Source organism: Gilliamella sp. ESL0441, assembly GCF_019469185.1.
Lineage (GTDB): Bacteria > Pseudomonadota > Gammaproteobacteria > Enterobacterales > Orbaceae > Gilliamella.
In genome coordinates this window covers 1,027,167-1,049,149 of sequence record NZ_CP048264.1, presented here as the reverse complement: position 1 = coordinate 1,049,149, position 21,983 = coordinate 1,027,167, and the positions used below count along the sequence as shown (strand labels likewise).

At 36.6% G+C, this 21,983-nt stretch carries 18 protein-coding genes; 8 read left to right on the top strand and 10 right to left on the bottom strand.

The window, feature by feature from the left end; all coding sequences use genetic code 11:
• Positions 1 to 40 precede the first annotated feature (40 nt).
• Complete coding sequence (locus GYM75_RS04620) at positions 41 to 844, bottom strand: TIGR03915 family putative DNA repair protein (protein WP_220216994.1); 804 nt, start codon at positions 842 to 844, stop codon at positions 41 to 43.
• Between the two features lie 3 nt (positions 845 to 847).
• On the bottom strand, positions 848 to 2,113 hold the full coding sequence (locus GYM75_RS04615; RefSeq protein ID WP_220216993.1) for a putative DNA modification/repair radical SAM protein: 1,266 nt from the start codon (positions 2,111 to 2,113) through the stop codon (positions 848 to 850).
• A 302-nt stretch (positions 2,114 to 2,415) separates the two neighbouring features.
• Here GYM75_RS04615 and fabB point away from each other — a divergent pair, with 302 nt between their 5' ends.
• A complete protein-coding gene (gene fabB / locus GYM75_RS04610; protein WP_065559433.1) occupies positions 2,416 to 3,627 on the top strand; it encodes a beta-ketoacyl-ACP synthase I in 1,212 nt (403 codons plus the stop codon).
• A gap of 369 nt (positions 3,628 to 3,996) precedes the next feature.
• On the opposite strand, the gene GYM75_RS04605 is transcribed toward fabB, so the two are convergent.
• From GYM75_RS04605 to fdrA, 6 genes are all read right to left on the bottom strand, one after another.
• Positions 3,997 to 5,289, bottom strand: coding sequence for an MFS transporter (locus GYM75_RS04605; RefSeq protein ID WP_220216992.1), 1,293 nt, complete (start codon positions 5,287 to 5,289; stop codon positions 3,997 to 3,999).
• A gap of 210 nt (positions 5,290 to 5,499) precedes the next feature.
• Positions 5,500 to 6,735 (bottom strand): alanine--glyoxylate aminotransferase family protein, encoded by a 1,236-nt coding sequence (locus tag GYM75_RS04600; RefSeq protein ID WP_220216991.1) that lies wholly within the window; start codon positions 6,733 to 6,735, stop codon positions 5,500 to 5,502.
• 65 nt (positions 6,736 to 6,800) lie between these two features.
• Complete coding sequence (allS, locus tag GYM75_RS04595) at positions 6,801 to 7,724, bottom strand: HTH-type transcriptional activator AllS (protein ID WP_220216990.1); 924 nt, start codon at positions 7,722 to 7,724, stop codon at positions 6,801 to 6,803.
• Positions 7,725 to 7,727: 3 nt separating this feature from the next.
• Positions 7,728 to 8,684 (bottom strand): DUF2877 domain-containing protein, encoded by a 957-nt coding sequence (locus GYM75_RS04590; RefSeq protein ID WP_220216989.1) that lies wholly within the window; start codon positions 8,682 to 8,684, stop codon positions 7,728 to 7,730.
• Positions 8,685 to 8,687: 3 nt separating this feature from the next.
• Positions 8,688 to 9,944 carry a DUF1116 domain-containing protein gene (locus GYM75_RS04585; protein WP_220216988.1) on the bottom strand — a complete coding sequence of 419 codons (1,257 nt, stop codon included), beginning with the start codon at positions 9,942 to 9,944 and terminating at the stop codon, positions 8,688 to 8,690.
• A 12-nt stretch (positions 9,945 to 9,956) separates the two neighbouring features.
• Complete coding sequence (gene fdrA, locus GYM75_RS04580; protein WP_220216987.1) at positions 9,957 to 11,624, bottom strand: acyl-CoA synthetase FdrA; 1,668 nt, start codon at positions 11,622 to 11,624, stop codon at positions 9,957 to 9,959.
• A 532-nt stretch (positions 11,625 to 12,156) separates the two neighbouring features.
• Between fdrA and allC the strand changes: the two genes are divergently transcribed.
• The 5 genes from allC (at position 12,157) to allD (ending at position 17,630) form a co-directional block, all read left to right on the top strand.
• Positions 12,157 to 13,383 (top strand): allantoate deiminase, encoded by a 1,227-nt coding sequence (gene allC / locus GYM75_RS04575; protein WP_220216986.1) that lies wholly within the window; start codon positions 12,157 to 12,159, stop codon positions 13,381 to 13,383.
• Between the two features lie 11 nt (positions 13,384 to 13,394).
• Positions 13,395 to 14,642 carry an MFS transporter gene (locus tag GYM75_RS04570; RefSeq protein WP_220216985.1) on the top strand — a complete coding sequence of 416 codons (1,248 nt, stop codon included), beginning with the start codon at positions 13,395 to 13,397 and terminating at the stop codon, positions 14,640 to 14,642.
• Between the two features lie 142 nt (positions 14,643 to 14,784).
• Entirely contained in the window at positions 14,785 to 15,564 is a 780-nt protein-coding gene (gene allE, locus GYM75_RS04565; RefSeq protein ID WP_220216984.1) for a (S)-ureidoglycine aminohydrolase, read from the top strand.
• 75 nt (positions 15,565 to 15,639) lie between these two features.
• Complete coding sequence (locus tag GYM75_RS04560; protein ID WP_220216983.1) at positions 15,640 to 16,557, top strand: carbamate kinase; 918 nt, start codon at positions 15,640 to 15,642, stop codon at positions 16,555 to 16,557.
• Between the two features lie 23 nt (positions 16,558 to 16,580).
• Positions 16,581 to 17,630, top strand: coding sequence for an ureidoglycolate dehydrogenase (allD, locus tag GYM75_RS04555; protein ID WP_220216982.1), 1,050 nt, complete (start codon positions 16,581 to 16,583; stop codon positions 17,628 to 17,630).
• Between the two features lie 240 nt (positions 17,631 to 17,870).
• On the opposite strand, the gene GYM75_RS04550 is transcribed toward allD, so the two are convergent.
• A complete protein-coding gene (locus tag GYM75_RS04550) occupies positions 17,871 to 18,467 on the bottom strand; it encodes a hypothetical protein (protein WP_220216981.1) in 597 nt (198 codons plus the stop codon).
• Between the two features lie 898 nt (positions 18,468 to 19,365).
• Complete coding sequence (locus GYM75_RS04545) at positions 19,366 to 20,070, bottom strand: OB-fold putative lipoprotein (protein WP_220216980.1); 705 nt, start codon at positions 20,068 to 20,070, stop codon at positions 19,366 to 19,368.
• A gap of 1,123 nt (positions 20,071 to 21,193) precedes the next feature.
• Here GYM75_RS04545 and GYM75_RS04540 point away from each other — a divergent pair.
• Positions 21,194 to 21,460, top strand: coding sequence for a hypothetical protein (locus GYM75_RS04540; protein WP_220216979.1), 267 nt, complete (start codon positions 21,194 to 21,196; stop codon positions 21,458 to 21,460).
• A gap of 50 nt (positions 21,461 to 21,510) precedes the next feature.
• Entirely contained in the window at positions 21,511 to 21,924 is a 414-nt protein-coding gene (locus GYM75_RS04535) for a hypothetical protein (RefSeq protein WP_220216978.1), read from the top strand.
• Positions 21,925 to 21,983 lie beyond the last annotated feature (59 nt).

Here is a 21,983-nt window from a genome sequence, read left to right as displayed (position 1 = left end):
TAATATATAAATACAAAACCGCTGTTTAAATAGCGGTTTTTTATTTGCCCTTCATTTCAGGTAAATTGTGCCAAAATCGTTTTGGCATTTGTTGACGTTGTAATTTAGGATTTTCTCTTTCTTTAATAGATAACGCATTAAAGTAACGATGCCATAGGGTTTGAAACAGTTTTTCATCTTTGGTGAGATACTGTTGATTCACTTGACTATCTACGATCAACTCATCATGATCAACCAAAGAAATTTTTTCAAGTTTGTCGAGATCATAAAAGTAACCATATTTACGTTTTTCATCGTAAATCGCCCATTTCTGATCGGCATAACGATCTTTAAAAAAATTTAAGACTAAAGGCAAGGCGTTATAGATAGGAGCAATAACCGAAAAATAGATCTTTTCACTTTGTCTCTCATTGAGATTATCAATTGGGTTTTCAATTGTATTGAAGCGAACAAATTGCATTAAATGATGCCGTTCCCGACTCACTTTTTTAGCTATGTCATGAACGGTTAGTACATCAGGATCACCAAAATCGGTTTCAATAGCATGCTTTGATTTGAAAACTTTACAGATATAACGAAAAATAACAAAATCACTTTCTGGTAATTCAGAAAGCCAAACATACTTTAATTGATTAAGCGCAACGTGAGATAACTTTTTGTTCAAGGCTGCTTGTACCCGTTCATATTTACTGTTACGCAGTTCCACATGATGCGTATCGGATACTAACAAAGGCACAAGCTCATTATGCGCCAACAAACAATCGGGCATCTTTTTTTGCTCAAACGCATCAAACACTGCGCATAGCAATCCTTCAAAACTCTTATCATATTGAAAAGCTAACATGATTTACCAACCCATCACTAATTGCTGAGGAATATGATCGTTTTTGACTTCAAGCAACGGTTTTTCTTGCAAGGAAAGCCGAATATACTCTTCGGATGAATCTAGCAATTTAAATTTTCGCATTTCATGGCAAATAATAAAAAATTGGGCTCTTTTTAGTACAACGCCAATACGTTTAAGCGCTTCTAAATTTAGTTTACGGTGTCGCCTTGCTAAAACAATTAATTTTGCCGATTTAACACCAATACCGGGTACTCGTAAAATTTTTTGATAACTATCACGGTTTATATCGACTGGAAAGAATTGGGGATTTCGAATAGCCCAAGCCAGTTTAGGATCAACAGTTAAATCAAGATCAGGATATTGATCATTGACAATTTCATCGACACTAAAATCGTAGAACCGCAATAACCAATCAGCTTGATAAAGGCGATTTTCTCGCACTCTTGGTACTTCTTGCAATACGGGTAATCTTTTATCATAACCATTAACAGGAATAAAACCTGAATAATAAACTCGCTTCATACTTGGTCGTTTATAAAGTTTAGCCGTTAGTTGTAAAATCTGGCTGTCTGTCTCATCTGTTGCCCCGATAATGACTTGAGTGCTCTGCCCTGCTGGGACAAATTTTGGCGTAGACTTAATTTTTTTTCGATCTTCAATATTTTCAAGTAAGTTTTGATGAATATGTCGCATTGGCTGATAAATACTTTGATGATCTTTATCGGGCGCTAATAACTTTAGATTTTTTTCTGTTGGGATTTCTAAGTTAACACTCATTCGATCAACCAACAAACCAGCCTGAACAATAAGATCATTACTGGCACCAGGAATCGCTTTCATATGGATGTAGCCATTGAATCCATGTTCATTACGCAATATTTTTACGACTCTAATCATTTTTTCCATCGTGTGATCAGGGCTTCTGACGATGCCAGAACTTAAGAAAAGTCCTTCAATATAGTTGCGACGATAAAATTCAATGGTTAAATCGGCTAATTCTTTGGGCGTAAATCCTGCTCGAGGAATATCATTACTTTGGCGATTTATACAATAAGCACAATCAAACATGCAATAGTTGGTTAACATGATTTTTAGCAAGGAGACACAACGGCCATCAGCAGTGAATGAATGACATATTCCACAGCGATGAGCACTACCAATCCCTTTATTTTTATTAGTTCGAGATGAGCCACTGGAAGCACAAGAAATATCATACTTTGCTGATTCAGCTAATATTTCAAGCTTTGATATCATCTTTTCATTCATAGCCAACCCCTAATACTGTATAAACGAACAGTATTATACTAATCACTTTTTAATTAGCAAGTAAATAAACAATCAGAAAAGTGTAATTTTAGTATCGAAAAAGCCTTTAATCTTAAGCTGTGAATGGGTAATAATGGATCTAACCGAAAGTATAATTGCTAGATTTTTTTTATTTATTGAAATAAATAAATTCACTAAAACAAATAAAATAGATACGTAAGGTATTGTTCAGCTTACAAGTGTACGCTATAATCACATCAATTTTTCTTATGAAGCCAGATAATTTAGGAGCAGAATATTAAATGAAACGAGTTGTTATTACCGGATTAGGTATTCTTTCGAGTATTGGAAACAATACTAAAGAGGTTTTAGAATCGTTAAAAGTTGGACGTAGCGGAATCACTTTTTCTCAAGAAATGAAAGATAGCGGAATGCGAAGCCATGTTTGCGGTAATGTTAAATTAGATACTACAGGGCTTATCGATCGCAAAATCGTGCGCTTTATGAATGATGCTTCTATCTATGGTTATCTTGCTCTTCAACAAGCTATTGATGATGCAAAATTGACTCCTGAACAAGTCTCAAATCCTCGAACTGGTTTAATTGCTGGCTATGGTGGTTCAACCAAAACTCAATATAATGTCGTTGCAGGTATGAAAGAAAAGGGGTTACGTGGCGTGGGGCCTTATGCGGTGACAAAATCAATGTCATCAGCAATTTCAGCTTGTTTAGCAACACCTTTTAAAATCAAAGGGATTAGCTATTCGATGACGTCAGCTTGTGCAACGTCTGTACACTGTATTGGTCATGCTGCTGAGCTGATTCAACTCGGTAAGCAAGATATCGTTTTTGCCGGTGGTGGTGAAGAACTTTGTTGGGAAATGTCATGTGAATTTGATGCAATGGGTGCGTTATCAACTAAATACAATGATACACCTGAAAAAGCATCTCGTGCCTATGATGCCAACCGTGATGGATTTGTTATAGCCGGCGGTGCTGGTATGGTTGTAGTTGAAGAGTTAGAGCATGCGCTTGCTCGTGGTGCCCATATCTACGGTGAACTGGTTGGTTATGCTGCTACATCTGACGGTTATGACATGGTAGCCCCATCTGGTGAAGGTGCAATGCGTTGTATGCAACTTGCGATCCAAGATTTAGATGTGCCTGTGGATTATATTAATACACACGGTACATCAACACCTGTTGGTGACGTTAAAGAGCTATGGGCTATCAAGCAAGTATTTGGTGATAATATCCCGGCGATTTCATCCACTAAATCAATGACTGGTCACTCGTTAAGTGCGACAGGTGCACAAGAATTAATTTATTCATTATTAATGTTAGAACATGGCTTTATTACGCCAAGTATTAACATTGATGAACTGGATGAAGCCGCTATTGGCATGAACATCATCACTGAACCAACCGAGCGTGAATTAACGACAGTCATGTCGAATAGCTTTGGATTTGGTGGGACTAACGCTTCAATTGTCATGAAAAAATATAAAGCTTAGTCTGGTGTTTTAGTTAAATAAAAACCGTTCTCTTTGGAACGGTTTTTTTATTCACGTTCAAAAATATCGCTAACATTCCTTTTATAATTATCCTATTTTCATTGGTTAACTAATTAATGCGTGACTTTAACCTGACTTATTTTTGAATCAAATAGTAATCAATAAATCTCGCAGATACTTTTATCTCTTTTACAATACGATGATTTTTAGAGAAAATAAAATAATTTTACTTTTCCGATTAGGTTAATCTTATAGATTTCTTCTTAGTTATTCTGACTATTTTTATTCCACTTGTTTAATCAAACCTTATGGCAACCATATTAATTAATTGAATAGCAATAACAAAAAGCAGCGCATTGCTCTACTTTTTTAACGTGTTATTTTTTGAATGAATAGCGTTAAAATTGCCGATGCAATCAGTGATAGCACCATAAATAAAAAACCATTTTGGTATCCACCATCTGATTTTTCAATTAAAAAACCGATGATAAAGGGTGAAATGATTCCGGCAACTTGTCCGCCAAAATTAACGATACTGGAAGCTTTACCCATAATGACCGTTGGAATAAGTTGCATTAACATTCCCCAAAAAATAGCAAAGGCAATAAACATAAACAACGCTGAAATACATTGAAAAGCAATGGCTGCATCAAGATTTTCAACGTTAAACATGAGAAATAAAAAACTAGCAGATAAGATTGCGGTAACGCCATAAATAATTTTGAGTCGTTGTACAAATTTATCGGCAAGATAGCCACCGATCAAGGTACCTACTGCACCAAATAAAAATGGGATAGCGGCCCATATCCCAGTCTTAGATAACGATAATCCTCTTGCTTCCAGTAAATAACTGGGTAACCAAGTCGTAAATCCCCAAAAAGTAATATCAAATAAAAACCAAATTAGCGACAGCTTCCATAATAAAGGCATTTTCAACACATCCGCTAGCGACTGGCTATTATTGCGCAAATTGACGTTATGATTAGGGGGATTAAAATTGTCATTGCATTCTTGTAGTTCATGCAGTTCTTCAGGCTTGATTAAGGGATTTTCAGCAGGATGATTGTGTATCAAACGGTAGATAAGATAACCTAATACTAATCCGGGCAGGCTCAACAGAATGAAAACGGCACGCCAACCTAACCATTCGATAATTGTCACCGCAACGATGACCGAAATAGCAGGCCCTAATGTATTGACAGAAGATTGAATCGCAGTGGCTCGACCTCGTTCTTTAGTAGGAAAATAAGTGGCAATGGTTTTCCATGATGAAGCAGGAAACCCGCCTTCTCCTAGACCAAACAGAAATCTGACTAATAACATTAAAGGCAGAATATAGATTAGACCTGTAAAAAAAGTAAAAACTGACCACCAAATGATGGCGAATGCCATGACTTTACGGGATCCAAATCTATCGGATAAATACCCGCCCGGTATTTGAAAAAGGGCATAACCAATAAAAAAAGCACTGATAATTGATGCTTGTTCTATTTTATCCAACCCTAAATCGTCACCAATAAAGGGAAGCGATACATTCATCACCATTCGATCGAGAAATGATACTAACCAAGCAGACCATAATAACAACAGGATACTATAACGACCTTTCCACTTTTTAGGATGATATCCCGATGTCGGCTCTTTATTTGTTAAGATACTCATAGCATTTCCTTAAGTATAATTAGGCTATTGTCCTCCATCACTCAAATCAATGAGCAACGAATCACAACGCTTTTAGACGCTAATTTGATAATCTGCTTTTATTGCAACCAATAACAACTAACTTACTTTTCGATATAAATGGTGTATCTAATACTTTTAATAGTCATAAGATCAGCTCACCTTAGTGAGCTTTATAACGATGACGATATATTACGAATTTTGATAAATGTTCCAGGCAGCTTGAAGACCAGCACCTTGTATGGTTTTAAAGCCAAGACGGTTTAACACGGCTTCAAATGCGGTCAAGGTTTGTAAAACACACTGTTTTCTGGCGTTATATCCCATTGTGCCAATGCGCCAAACATTCCCTTTAAGTGGGCCAAAAGATGCCCCTATTTCGATACCGAAATCATTCAGCATTAGGTTACGAACTTGTTGGTCGTCGATATTTTCAGGACGCATAACCCCAACCACATTATTCATTTTGTATTTAAGATCGCCAAAAAGTTTAAGCCCCATCGCTTGCAAACCTGCGACCATTGCCTCGCCATTAATACGATGACGTTCAATAACATTATCTAGTCCTTCTTGTAACACAATACGGGCACACTCTCTTGCAGCGTAAAGCATCGAAGTTGCTTCTGTGTGATGATTAATGCGTTCCACCCCCCAATAGCGGATGATCATATCGATGTCAAAATAGTTAGAATAGATGATTTCGTCATTGCCACTGGTATCACCCTCTGCACGAATGCCTAATTCAACGCATTTGCGAGCTTGAATAACGTCGACCATCGCAGGACTTAAGGTTAATGGTGCAACACCCGGTGGGCCACTTAAACATTTTTGTAAACTGACTGATACCCCATCGAGTTGCCATTTATCCACTTCCAAAGTATTACCGACGATTGAAGCTGTCGCATCAACATACGACAACACACCATGTCGGCGACAAATTTCACCGATTTTATCAAGCGGTTGAAGTAACGTTGTCGAAGTATCGCCCTGAACACAAAGTAATAATCTCGGTTTCACTTTTTTGATCGCATCTTCAATCACATTAGGATCAAACACTTCACCCCATGGTACTTCAATCGTGTGGACTTGTGCCCGACAACGATGGGCAATCTCGCATAGCAATAATCCAAACCGACCAAAAACCGGTACCAAAACTTTATCACCCGGACGAATCGTTGAGATTAAGACCGCTTCAATTCCTGCTCGTGCTGTGCCATCAATCACAAAAGTTTGCTCATTGGTGGTTTTGAAAATATCTCGATACAGTGCCATTGTTTGATTCATATAATCCGTCATAACTGGATCAAATTGACCAATTAATGGCGCAGCCATAGCACGGGTCACTCTTGGATCGGCATTAATTGGCCCCGGTCCCATGAGTAAACGCATTGGCGGATTAATTTGATCATACTTATCTAGGTCTAACATATTATTTTTCCTTTATTAATATCAAATTTGTTAATTAACAATGTCTACTTTAAGAACGAATTGGATTACCTTTTTTTATCAATGTTTTTTAAAAAACGAAGCGCAATAGGATGATGATATTTAAACAAATTGACGATTTCATTCATCACTTTACCCATATTCGATTTTTTCCATGCTAACGAAAGTGGTGAGGGTTTGCGTTCATTAATCACTTTGCATTCAATTAATTCCCCCGTGTCCAAATAGGGTTGACACAAAGAGCGAGGCAAAAATCCAATACCAAGCCCTTTTAAATGACAAGCCAATTTAGTTGAAATATCCGGTACGATGATTTCGGTCTGACTTGGCAATAACCATGCCACACGTTTATTCATGTGAATAGAGGTGTCTTCAACATTGATTGCAGGATATTTACGCAGTGCATCATTTGATAAAGGAGTATCTATACGAGTGATAGGATGATGCTTAGCTGCTACAAATGCCCAAGTTATTTCGCCTAATGGGAAGATATTAATCATATTATCCAGTGATTCCGTGCCTGTTGCCCCAATAGCAAGATGACATTCTCCATGTAACAATGAATCCCACACCCCCATATAAACTTGGCGATTAATCGTAAAATGGGTAAAAGGAAATTTTTCCAGTAGATAATCTAGCAGTTCTGTAATAGCGTCGCTGTCATATAATAGGTTATTAATGGTTAAATTGACTCTACGTTCAACGCCATCACGAATTTGTTGTAACTCTTCGGGCATTGAATTTAACCATAATAACCACTGACTACAGTGCTCATAAAGGTGTTGACCGGCAAGCGTAAGTGAAACCGTTCGAGTGGTTCGTTCAAATAGCTGAGTGTTGAGTTCAGCTTCTAATGATTTTATTCGATAGCTAATTGCGGCTGGGGTTTTATATAATAACTTTGCGGCTTTAGAAAAACTGTTACACTCAACAACTTTAGTAAATGTGCGCATGGTTTCTGTATCTAACATACTTCAATCCCTTATGACAAAACGATCGATACCAAGCCAAATACCAAGCAACAGATCAGCCCCTGAAGTATGACCATAATTTGATATCTCAGCCAAAGATCGATGTTGATATTTTTGTTGATTGAGTGCGGTTATTACTTGCAGTACTTGTAATGAAAATCTTCCTTGCAGGGCATGACGTAAAAAAGTCGCACTAATAGTTGTCGTTAAAGAATCAAGATCAAGCTTAAGTATGGCACGTTGTAACAAGTTACATCGACGATAAAAACGCTGATCACTTAATAGTACTGCAATCATGCCAATCAAAATATCATCAAAGCTGGGGGTTAATCCTGCTCCTAGACCAATAAAAGGGGTAATATCATCAGAATATCCATTTAATAATGCGTCAATTATGTCACAAAATTGGCACAATTCAGGCGCCCTTTCTTCAGTAATATTTTGTCTTAACTCGCCAAACAATCCTGTAGGATTATCGATCTGCTTGAATAATTGAGCAACTCCATTTTTATCATAATTGGTAAGCGGATAAGGAAGTAATTGCAAAGAGCAGATGTGTGTTTTCGCACTAATTTGAATATGTCCGATAATTAAGTCACCCGTTGCTAATTGTTCGATTGGTTTATGACGTTGAGTTAGTGTCTGTTTGATTAAATCAAATTGAGCACTTTTTAGTACCCAACCCATTGGCGACAAACCGTGACCATAACGGTATAAAGTGATAAGCTGCTTTGCATTATTAATCAGATTAATGGTATGTTCATGCAGACTAAATAGTGTTAAGTCACTCACAGTAATTGGTACATGGGCACTTTTAAGCAATGGCTTTATAGATTGCGTAATACGTTTTGATGTATGGCAAAGTCCCTGCCGATTAAAATCGGCAGAGAATGGTAAGAGCCATTGCTGATTTTCAGCTTGTTTATCGGTACGATGACAATCGGCAAGTTCCTGATTCATAAATTACACTTTCAATTTTATCGCTAATGCCTCAAGCGCTTTTTCAAAACAGGCTAACGGCGCACGCACCGTTCCTGCACCAATTTGCCCCACACCTGCTTGTTTATGGGCAATTCCTGTATTAATTAAGGGCGTAATACCGGTTTCTACAATCAGACGCAGATCTAATCCCATACAACATCCTTGAAAGTTCCAAGACGGTATTTGTAGTTGCATATTATGTTCTAAAAAGATTTCGCTCATCTCTTCTGATACTTCATATGCAACATCCGCGCCACCTGCGCCAACAAAACGGGTTACCCCTGGTGCAGCAACCATTGCCGCCCCACCAATACCAAATGTTTCAGTAATTGCACTATCACCAATATCGGGGTTCGCATCCTTTTGGGAGTATCCGGTAAAGAAAAGTCCTTGTGGTGTGTTAACGGGTGCAGTAAACCATTCATCACCCAGTCCACTGACTTTAATGCCAAAATCTTTACCATTACGTGTCATCGCAGTAATAATAGTGCCGGCTTGGATCTGTGCTGCGCTATCCATAACTGATTTACAATATGCCATGGCTAAATTCAAAAAGAATTGGTCGGTGACACTTAAAAAATCAAAAATCTTCGCCATTTCTTCTTTACTACGATTAAGCAGAGCTAATTTAGGTGATAAGGTACGAAGTAATAATGCCGATGCAGCAATATTGCGTTGATGAAATTCATCCCCCATTGAAATGGCTTGAGCCATCAGTGCGGTTAAGTCGATTCCTTTTTCAAATAATTTTAATGCTTCATTAAGCGCCGGCGCTAATGACGTTTTCATCCAGTGATGACGATTTAACACCTCTTGCCCATAGGCACCAAAACGCATGACTTTCCCAATACCTTCATTCAAATTGCAGTAAGCTCGGTTGCCATGAGTAATATTTTCAACCACAACAACAGGCATATTTGCCGAAGTAATACCACCCATAGGGCCAACAGCATGAACCGAATGACAAGGTATAAATTCCACTTTACCTGTCGTTAGCAAAGCTAGTGCCTGTTCTTCATTTTGCGCCCAGCCTTCAAATAAACAGCCACCAATACAGGCACCTTGCATTGGTCCAGTCATGTCCTGCCATATAATCGGTGGGCCTGCATGTAATAATTTGTAACCTTGTGCCAAAGTCGGGATCACTTCTTTAGCAGCAATAACACCAACCCAATGCGGTCTTGCCGCTTTAATTATTTCAATAATGGCCTGATTTGCTTCATTAATTGATGAGTTCATTGTTACAACCTCTTAGTTTAATTTTTTCAAAATAGCCGCTAATTTTTGATTGCCACCAGCTATCGGTGCCCATTGATAATGCACCACAGGAATATTTGATGATTGCAGATCTTCAGCAAAACTCCGCAAACCGGCATTAATCACACTGATATGATCAAGTAAAGGGTAAGGTTTTAAGCAATCAATCTTATTTGCTGGCGTAATTAATTTTGTGGCTAATAAAATGGCTTCGGGTAAATTATCCATTACGGTAATACCTGCCGATTGAAGTGCTGCAATTTGCTTACTACGACATTGTGGATCGGATTCAGATCCTGTCACCGTGGCAATAGCAATTAAGGGATGATGAGAAGATCGTTTAGCGATAGCCTTGTTGTAACCTGTGATTATTGATTCAGCCGGATTCGCATTTGCGCCATAGCCTATGACCAGATCCAGTAACAATACCCCCACCCCTGTTTGCTCGCCCAATTGTGCTATTGCATGTTCACGTATGGATGGGTCAATCATGGGATGTGGGCGCCCAACGGTATAAAAGTCATCGCCCAGATCAATAATTTTATGACCTTGCTGATCGAACATGATGCCTTTGTCGTGATTATCACTGAGCAAAAGATTGAGTTGATTAGCCAGCAACATTGCGGCTTCCGATGCTAATGTACCACCGGTATATAATCCCATAATGGTTTGATGAGCCACACTAGGCAACGTGCTCATCGCACTTTCAACTTTGGCTAATAAACAAGCTAATCTAGCTGCTTCATCTAACGTGCTGGCAAAAAAGATATTATCGTCTTGCCGTTTATCAATACGGGAACCTAAAAAGAGCGCCACAATAGGTTTAGCTATTTGCTTCATTGCATTAATCACTTTTATACGGACACTTTCAGCTGGCGGTTTAGAAATAAAAGTAATGACTTGCGTTTGCTTATCAGCCGCCAGCATAGTTAATGCGGTTAATGCGCTAATCCCCCCTACTGCTTGCGATAAATCACGTCCGCCAAGTCCAATTGCTTGTGTAATTCCCTGATTGAGTAATGCAATTTGTGAAATCACTTCTTGAATACCGGTTCCCGATGCCCCAATCACCCCAATGTTACCCTTAGGTATCACGTTAGAAAATGCCAATGGCGCCCCAGCGATGATTGCCGTTCCACAATCCGGCCCCATGACAATAAGATCTTTTGCTGCTGCGCTTTTTTTCAAACGGATTTCATCTTCAAGCGACACATTATCGGAAAATATCATGACATTTTTATTTTCATCTAACGCTTGTTCTGCCAATTCTGCCGCATATTCACCGGCAATTGAAATAAGCACCAAATTAGCATCAGGGAGTTTTCGATTAGCGGTTGCAAAACGCCTTGCTTTAAGTAATTTACTGCCCCCCTGCTGTTGCTGAGCAATATTTTTTAAAGCCTCTTCAAGTTGTGAACGAATTAAATCTATGGCATCGCTAGCATCATCATGCGTTTTAATTGCTACACAGATATCATTAGGCGTTGCTTGATTGAAAGTATCACTCCAAAATCCCGTGGCGACAAGCAATGATTTATTGGCTGGTGTTCCCATCATAACGGAAACTTCATCGACTTCTTCAAGGTTACTCAGCTTTTTAGATATCAACATGAGGCTAACAGAATCCTGAAAACTACCTTTTTTTATGAAAGATTGAATCATGAGAATTGGACCTCTCAGTTATTAAATTATTGTAATAAATGCTGTAATGGTAATTGGAAATAAATAGATATGCGCTTGCTAGATGTTAAAAGACATTTTCATTGACGCGATAAATTATCCTACTCAGTCATACCCTGCTATCCGCTTTGAATCTGTTTTACAACAACAATATTGCGTTAACCTATTAAATCTAACTATCAGACTATATTTATATATTACGTAAAAAAAGCGGAATAAATAGGTCATAAGTCACAAAACAATCATCTATATCATTAAATAAATATGAATATAATCATGAAGATAAATTATTATTAAAAAATTTTTTATAATAATAACCCATTAATTTAATTAAATTTTATAAATCTAAAATAGTTAGTTTGATCACATTATTCTCTGCTATTAATAGATAGTCTAAACGGCAAATAAACAATTATCGAATTTGTTCCATAACTAAAAGCCTAATTAAAAACGAGTAGTTAAAAAGAGTTAAAGCAATTTTTCTAAACGAATGGTTAATGATAGGTAAACGCTTATGAATATCTTGTATGATGATGTGGCTAATGCAGTTAAATGGATATCGAGTTTTGGGGGGCTTGAACAAGGCGGTACCACCCGACTGCTATATACACCAGAATGGCTGGCCGCCCAAAATGCCTTAAAAGACAGAATGACGCAAATCGGTATGGAAAGCGACTTTGATGAAATAGGCAATCTTTATGGACGATTCAAAGGTAGCAAATATCCGAATGAAGTCATTATGTCTGGGTCGCATGTTGATACCGTTGTTAACGGTGGCAAACTTGACGGGCAACTTGGTATTATTGCTGCGTTACTTGCCATGCAATACTTACATCAACATTATGGTCAACCGTTACGAACACTAGAACTCATCTCAATGGCAGAAGAAGAAGGTAGCCGTTTTCCGTATGTTTTTTGGGGAAGTAAAAATGTGTTTGCCATTGCCGATCATCGTGATGTTAATGAGATTGAAGATAGTGACGGAATCAAATTTGTTGATGCCATGAAAGGATGTGGATTTAATTTCAAAACTCAGCCTGCACGCAACGACATTAAAGCTTTTCTAGAAATTCATATCGAACAAGGGGGCGTGCTTGAAAAAGAACAAAAAAGTATCGGTGTGGTGACAAGCATAGTTGGTCAGCGCCGTTATAACATCCGCTTAATTGGCGAAGCTAACCATGCCGGCACAACACCAATGGGTTATCGTAAAGACGCAGTTTATGCCTTTAGTCAAATCTGTTATCAATCAATTAATAAAGCCATAAAAGTGGGTGATCCCTTAGTCCTGACTTTTGGGCACGTTGAACCTAAACCGAATGTTGTAAACGTCGTGCCGGGTGAAGTGCTATTCACGATGGATTGTCGACATACCAATAAAGCGGAACTCGTCGCCTTCACCGAAGAGATTGAAGCGGATATGATTCGCATCGCCAATCAACTTAATCTTGAGATCGAAATCAATCGCTGGATGGATGAAGATCCCATTCCTATGGACACTAAATTAATTCATCTGCTAGAAGAAATTTGTGATCAAGAAGGATTAAGTTATCGGGTAATGCATAGCGGTGCAGGTCATGACTCACAGATTTTCGCGCCTCGTGTTCCAACAGCAATGCTATTTGTGCCGAGTATAAAAGGCATTAGTCACAATATTGCCGAAGATACCAAAACCGAAGATTTAGTTGAAGGCATTAAAGCGCTCACTTATGCCCTATATAAACTAGCTTATCAAGAGTAAGAGGAATCAATATGACCACGACAGAAAAAACAGGCGGTATTCAATATTGGCATAAAATCGTCGTATTATTATGTCTGGGTTGGACAGTGATGTGGATCTATCGCCCTGTGCTAACCGCTATCTTTCCTGAAGTTCAACAAACTATAGGCCCTCAATCCAATACGGAACTTGGACTTATTGCAAGTTGCTATTTTTTTGCTTACACCGCAATGCAAATTCCGGCTGGCATTCTTGTCGATCGATTCGGTAAAAAAGCCGTGGTGATTCCGGGATTTTTACTCTTTACCATAGCGGCATTAATCATTGGTAATGCACATTCAATTATGATGATTTATGTCGGTAGCTTATTGGCTGGATTAGGATGTGGCTCTTATTATGGATCAGCTTGGTCGCTTTCTGCTGAAAACATTCCTTCGCAACATCGCGGTTTTGCTTCTGCCATTATTAATACTGGTTCAGCATTAGGAATGGGGATCAGTCTGCTTGCCACCAGCTTTTTGGTCAAATCATGGGGAATGCCTTGGGAGTATATGCTATATATCATTGCAGCCTTATTACTTTGTTTAGTGGCAGGGTTTGCCCTGATTATTAAGGAAACGCCAAAACAAAAACAAAATCAAAGTCAATCATCGTCAGCAAAAGAAGCGGTTACATCCGCTGACGAACCGAACGCCAAACACCGATTTTTTAGTAGTCAAATGGTGGCTTCTTATATTATGTATTTTGCCACCTGCTATGGGTATTACATGATAGTTAGTTGGTTACCTAACTTTCTCGAAACCGAGCGCGGCTTTACGGGTGGAAACATTGGATCTGCATCGTCATTGGTTGCCTTTGCTGCCATACCCGGGGCGTTAATCATCAGTAAAATATCAGATAAATACCAAAATAAACGGCTGTTTTTCATTATTGTACTTGAGTTAATTGCAGCAGCGACCCTGTTAACGACCGTACAAGCAACAACCATCACGTTATTGCTAGGTGGGCTCATTTTTTATGGACTGTTTGGTAAATTGGCGGTAGAGCCTATCCTCATCTCACACGTGGCTGATACAGCACCGAAAACAAATTATGGCACTTCGTTTGGAGTATTTAACTTTTTTGGTATGAGTTCATCGGTAATTGCACCGCCATTAACCGGGTATTTAGCTGATCTGACCGGAACAAAAATGACAGGATTTTACGTGGCAATTGGCATTTTAATTATCGCTACCTTGCTCTTTTTCCTGATCAACATGCGTAAACATATCACCAATTAACAAATCAATCATTGCCGATCCAATACGGTAGTCGGCAATAACAATATTGCTTTAAAACGATGCTGTTTTACAGGCTAGTTGCCTTTTACCCTAAAAAAACGAACAGCAAAGTATAAGATTATTATTTTTCAAGGAGATAAATATGGGGTACTTCAATCACAATACCGGTTATCCAAAAGATTTGCTAGCTTCCAGAGCCATCATCAAACGCCAAAATTATGCGCTTATTCCGCCTGATGGATTAGTCAAAAATGTCATTCCGGGATTCGAAAATTGTGATATCACTATCTTATCGACACCTAAGTTAGGTGCATCCTTCGTAGATTATCTTGTCACCATGCATCAAGACGCAAAAAATGTACAAGGTTTTGGCAGTGAAGGGATTGAACTTTTTGTTTATGTCATTAGTGGAGATATTACCGCCACCGCAGATAGCCAATCGTTTAGATTAAAGATAGGTGGCTATTTATATTGTCCTGCTGGGGTAAAATTATATCTACACAATCATGCCGAAAGTTCACGATTATTTCTTTACAAAAGGCGTTATATCCCCTTAGCAAATTATCAAACTCGCATTATTTCCAATCACGTTCAGCAGTTAGAAAGCTTAAATTATGAAAATATGGATAACGTATTTATCCAAGACTTATTACCTAAAGAACTTGGATTTGATATGAATTTCCATATTTTAACCTTCAATCCCGGCGCCAGTCATGGTTACATTGAAACCCATGTCCAAGAACATGGTGCTTATCTGCTAAGTGGTGAAGGGATGTACCTACTTGATAATGAATGGATCCCCGTTAAAAAAGATGACTATATTTTTATGGGTGCCTATGCCTTACAAGCCTGTTATGCCGTTGGTAAAGTGCCTTTAAGTTATATCTATTCTAAAGATTGTCATCGAGACGTTGCTATCTAATCAATCAATAATAAGACAACGTAAACTTAAAAACGGATAAATCCAATAACTTTAACAAATGATCAAGGAAACCATATGGAACTGATTGTCATTGCTTTAGGTGGTAATGCAATTGCCAAACGAAATGAACCTTTATCGGTTGAGAATCAATATCAAAATATTCATTCTACAACCAAATTAATTGCTAAATTAGCAGGTAAATATCGATTAGTCATTGTACATGGTAATGGTCCGCAAGTGGGACTTTTAGCCTTGCAAAATGCAGCTTATTCAAAGGTACCGGCTTATCCGCTTGATATATTAGTTGCGCAAACTCAAGGCATGCTAGGGTATATGATAGGTCAAAGTTTACAGCAACAACCTAATGTTACCCAGGTGGTCACATTACTTACGCAAGTGGAAGTTGATAAATGTGATCCTTCGTTTACTCACCCGACAAAATTTATCGGGCCTGTCTATCCACCCGAACAACAAAATCAACTCAAACAACAATATGGTTGGATATTTAAACAAGACGGTCAATACATTCGGCGGGTAGTCCCCTCCCCTAAACCCAAAAAAATTTTGGAAATTGCAACCATTCAAAAATTGCTGAATGACAATACTATCGTGATCTGTAATGGAGGTGGTGGTATTCCTGTTATCAGCATTGACCATGGCTACCAAGGAGTGGAAGCGGTCATTGATAAAGATCTGTCTGCGGCGCAATTAGCCATACAGCTACAAGCTGATCACCTAATGATATTAACCGATGCTGATGCCGTTTATGAAAACTGGGGGACACCACAACAAAAAGCACTTGATCATGTTGATACTGAACGCCTAAAACCGCTTGCTATCGATGATGGTTCCATTGGACCTAAAGTCAAATCCGTCATTGAATTTGTCGAAAAAACAGGGAATACAGCTTATATCGGTACCCTAACAGATATTGAATCCTTATTAAAAGGTCAAAAAGGAACCGTAATAAAAAACCATTCCATGGATAAATAGAATCCATTCAGAGGAGTACAAACATGAGAGTAGACCGAAAAACATTACATAATTTAATTGCGAAAAAACTACATAAAGCAGGATTAAGCAAAGAACATGCTGATATTGCTGCCGATGCACTAGCCTTTGCTGATGCAAGGGGAATACACTCACATGGAGCGGTAAGAGTTGAATACTATTCTGAGCGGATAGCTAAAGGTGGCATGACCACAAACCCCAATATGACCTATAAAGAAACCGGGCCAGCTAGTGCGATTCTCGATTTTGATAATGGATGTGGTTTGGTTGGCGCAAAAATTGGTATGGATAAAGCGATTGAACTAGCCAAAAAAAATGGCGTTGCCGTTGTCGGTATTCGACGCATGTCACACAGTGGTTCATTATGTTATTTTACCGAAATGGCAGCCGCTCATAATCTTGTTGCTATTTCAATGTGTCAATCTGATCCGATGGCAGTACCTTTTGGCGGTGCCGAAGAATTTTTTGGCACTAATCCTATCGCCTTTGCCGCCCCTTCTGCTGATGAAAGAGTCGTATCATTTGATATGGCAACGACTGTACAAGCTTGGGGTAAAGTATTGTATGCTCGCTCTAAAGGTGCAGCTATCCCCCCTACTTGGGCTGTTGATGAGCAAGGTGAAGCCACTACCGATCCTTATAAAGTCAATGCTTTATTACCTATTGCAGATGCAAAAGGATATGGATTAATGATGATGGTTGATGTGTTATCTGGAATTTTGCTTGGTGTACCATTTGGTAAAAACGTGTCTTCGATGTATGCCGATTTATCCAAAGGACGTGATCTAGGGCATTTACATATTGTCATTAACCCAGAATACTTTGTTGGGCTTGAAGTATTCAAAAAAAGCATGTCTGCGATGTTAGATCAATTGAAACAGGTAAAACCTGCAAAAGGCAATAGTGAAGTATTCTTCCCCGGTGAAAGAGGAAAAAAACGAGAAGCAGATTATATTAAAAATGGGATCGAAATTGTGGATGATATTTATCAATATTTGATTAGCGATGATGTTCACTTTGATCGTTACGATCACAAAAATAAATTTGCAGAATAAAAAGGGTTAATCATTAAGAGTGATTACAAGCTAAAAATAACCTTTTATTGTTGCATCAAAATAGTTAATTATAGAATTTATTGATTTTATTAACGATGTTTCCCTGTGTATACAGGGAACATGTGGTAATTTGAGCTTGATTACAATTTGCCATAAATATAAGCGGTAGTATAAGAATGATTCTAGGTATTAATTTCAATGTATTCACCTTTCTAATTTTTTTCTCTGTTTTACTATAAACTAATTTTTACGCATATATGCTTTTGTTAGTTCTTTAAGTGATTCATTTTTTGGCTCAATCGGATTTTCTCCCTCAATTATGCCAAATAATTTATTTGAATCAGTTCCGCTAATCTGAATATATGTACTTAAATATCGGTCTGGTAAGTGATAGCAGTAATAATAAGAATCAAATTTTTTCTCCAACTCTTTATCTAACTTCTCACCTCTTAAGTTATCCTCTAAATATTGGCTATTTTTTTGTCGAAAATCTTCAATTGCACGTTTAACCTCATTTTTAGGTAACTTTATTTCTCCCGTATAAGAATAAATCGTGCCGTTTAAATCGGTAATAATTAATATCCTTTCCAATTTAATGTTTTCTTTGTAGAAATAAAAATTTTCATCAGCTAATCGAACTAAAATATAAGTATAACCAATCACCTCATCATCATCGGGAGATGTCATTTTTCCTAAAGGTTCTTTGTAGTATTTACCCTTAAACTCAGACAAAAAGGTATCGATAGGGACGGAAAAATCGAGGTGTCTAATATCAAAAGGTTTTCCACTGATGATTTTAGAACTTTGTGGCTGTTCGGCTTGATTGCATCCGATCATTAAAAATACTGATATACAAATTATAAGTTTTTTAAGCAGCTTCAATGTATTCTTTTCCTGAATTATAAATTTCGCTTTCTTTAAATAATGTTAATGTGTTTTTTGTTTATCCCTGTGTATACAAGAAATACATTATATCGTATATATTGTTTTATATCGATTCCAGTTTATTCCTATGTATATAGGGAACTCACCGTAGCAAAATCTACGGTCAAGTTTAGCAGCGGTTTATCCCTGTGTATACAGGGAACATATAATAGAAAATGCATTGATACATTCACCGATCGGTTTATCCCTGTGTATACAGGGAACATTAAAGCACTTTTTTTGCGCTCAAGACACGGGTCGGTTTATCCCTGTGTATACAGGGAACATACTCAGATCGTCCGATTCCCCGTTTTTAGCACGCGGTTTATCCCTATGTATATAGGGAACATACTTATTATAACTTATTGTTTAATAATTAAAATAGGAAGGTGAAAAATTCTACCGATTTTTTTAATTCTTTTTTAAGCAACTGGGGATTGAGCATTAATAGCTTAAATTTATAATTTAATCAATATGTTATATGTGATTTATAAGGGATTTTGCACGATAGTCGTTCTTGTGAGTTTTTTGTCTACCAAACAATTGGGAATCATGATGTGTCTGTAATCGATTGGTTAAAGGTTAATGACAAACTAGCGTGCATTACACATTTTTATATTCTTGCACCTTATATATTTTTCAGTACATGTTTGATACCAATTCATTTGTTGACATCATTTAAGTGAAAAATATCGTTTAGTCTAGTTCATTTTAATATTCTATTATTCTACATGATATTGTTTAGATTTATTGCTGGGTTTGTTTTGAGAGCATACAACTAGCATAGAAAAAAAGCCCTAAAAGGGCTTTATTATGGTTTTGGTAATGTAAAATTTTTAGCACCGTCTTTCATTTTACTCTGTGCCATTGTCATAATTTCGATGAAATCAGCCTCATTTTTAACTAAATCATTAGCGGATTTATAGTTATCTAATGTATTAGGTTTTTGCTTATCAAACGCCCACATTGCTAAATAAACAGCTTCAAGTTTATTCGATGGTTTATCATTTATATCTAATTTATTTAAATCGCTCATTACTGATTTGAGGAATTTGTCAAAATAGCTATCAGCAGTCACGCAACTTTTCAACGAAGGAAAAATAACATTGATTTTAGTACCAAGACAAATCATATCAAGCTTAGTTCCTTTGTTGATATTCATGGCATCATCTTTATTTTTTAGTTCGAGAGACACATATTCAAATTTATTTTTACCATTTGCCACTACATAGGGATCGCCACTCAAATTTGTTTTTACACCTGATGCGACTGTTTTGATATTGACCAAGTTCTTATCGTATTTTTTTTCATATTTATACTGATTATCACTATATTCTTTTATTAGCTGTGCTGAATTAACAGTTGGGATTTCATCCATGAAGCCTGATTTTCCATTTGCTCGGAATACAGATATATCATCCTTAATTAAATATTCAATAATCCTTTTTGCATTTTCATTTGCTGAGACATTAAAACCAATACAAGCAAGAATGGTGAGTAAAACGACTTTTTTCATGAATTATTTCCTTTAAATTAAAATTTTTAAAAACAATAAATTAACAAATTAAATATCACTTTTCAAATTTTCAATGACTACAAACTAATTTATTTTGCCACTTAAAATGCAATCAATCGCCATTATGCTCTATTTTCATGATTTTATTGTATTTTTTGGCGATTATATTTTAAACGCTTAAATCACGACATGATAATATTCTCTATTTAAAAAACGGTTTATAAAGAATTTTGAATTGCAATGTCTTTTGGCAACTTTCTTACTGATTTCTTATTTTAAATCATTACAAAGCAGCCCACCATTGGTTAATTAGTCTTAACGATTTGCATATTCGTAAACAACGCTATGCCATCACTTTATTGGATTTGTGATGAATATTTTATGTAATTTAACTCAGATAGGGAAATTTAATTTGAAAACATGGGGATAGAATTGAAATAAATGACAATAGGGTTGTTTAAATTGCTTCTAAGAATAATTTACATTAGGCATATAAATAACCGGATTTATTGTCGCCAGATTATTGTCATTATGACAGAAAATCAAAAACACTGAATGGGAGTTGAGATACAGGAATAATCACAAAATTTTTATGATAACTAATTATTTTTAATTAGTAATTTTGCTAATAGCATTAAAAAAATTTATCACAAAATGAACCAAAAAGAGTGATTTTATGTTCAGTTTTGATTATCATTATTAAATATTAAAAATGGTAAAGTTTTTTATGTTATAAATTAAGTAACTTAAATTTGGAAATAAAACCCTAAATTATCGACGCTTCAAATACAAAATTTTTCACGCTTTACCAGAAAATCTTAACCCTAAAACAGCAATAAGTTATTTATTTGCAGTAACACAAAATAGATAAAACAGTGGAATAGATATGGTAGAAATTCCGTTTATCTACCCAATAAAACGTACCCTGATACCATAACTTTTATAAAAGGCGATGATGGTGAATTATATCATGAACCCTTAGCCTATTTACTAATTAAACCTTAGAAGTATGCAATGAAAACATTAATTAAACTCACCTTTTAATGATTGCAAATTTTGGTTAATAGAGTGTGATACCAATTGTTCTAACAACCATGTAGGTTATGTTTTAGATTTTTTGGCAATGATAGATTTTACGTCTATCGGCGGCGTGAAGAGCCAAATACAAATAGCATTATGGGATAACTTAATCAATTATGGCGATAGTATTTTTTATCATCTGCTTGATGGACGAAGTAATAGTTTTTGGGCGTTAATCATAAAAAAATGCCTTAACATCATGAAACAAGAGCTGGAAGCGCACAGTCATTTATACTCGCCGATAGAAAACAAATCCGACAAACAAATAGCGCAATATCTTGGCGAAATGGTTAAAATTTTATTAAAATAATATTCTGGATAAAAACTAAAAACAAATTTTACACGCAGGGGAGTATTAACGTGAATGAAGGATTAAAGTTAGAAAACATAAACAAATTATTTGAAAAATTTGAATTACCCGATTTTAACAGCTCATCAGTAATTTATGGTTGTATCCACCCAAAATTATGGAAATTTGCACTTTATCAGGGATTAGCTGCTTTAGATATTAAACATTTCCTTATTTATTTTGATTCCAATGAAATTATTTTAGTTGGTTTAACTCTCACAGGTGATTTAACGAATAATGTTATTCGAATACCCATGACATCAATTTCAAATTTAAAATTCAAAAAAGGTTGGATTAACAACCATTTCGAATTTACGACTTCTGAAAATAAACGATATCCATTTAAAGTGCCTAAATTTGTGCTGATCGCGAAATGGCAAAAACCAAATTTAGCGAATATTATGACTACCTATTTTAATCAATAATCAAGCCAATTATCTTTTTGCTATGTAACTGAAAATCACCTGATATTCTTATTATTGCT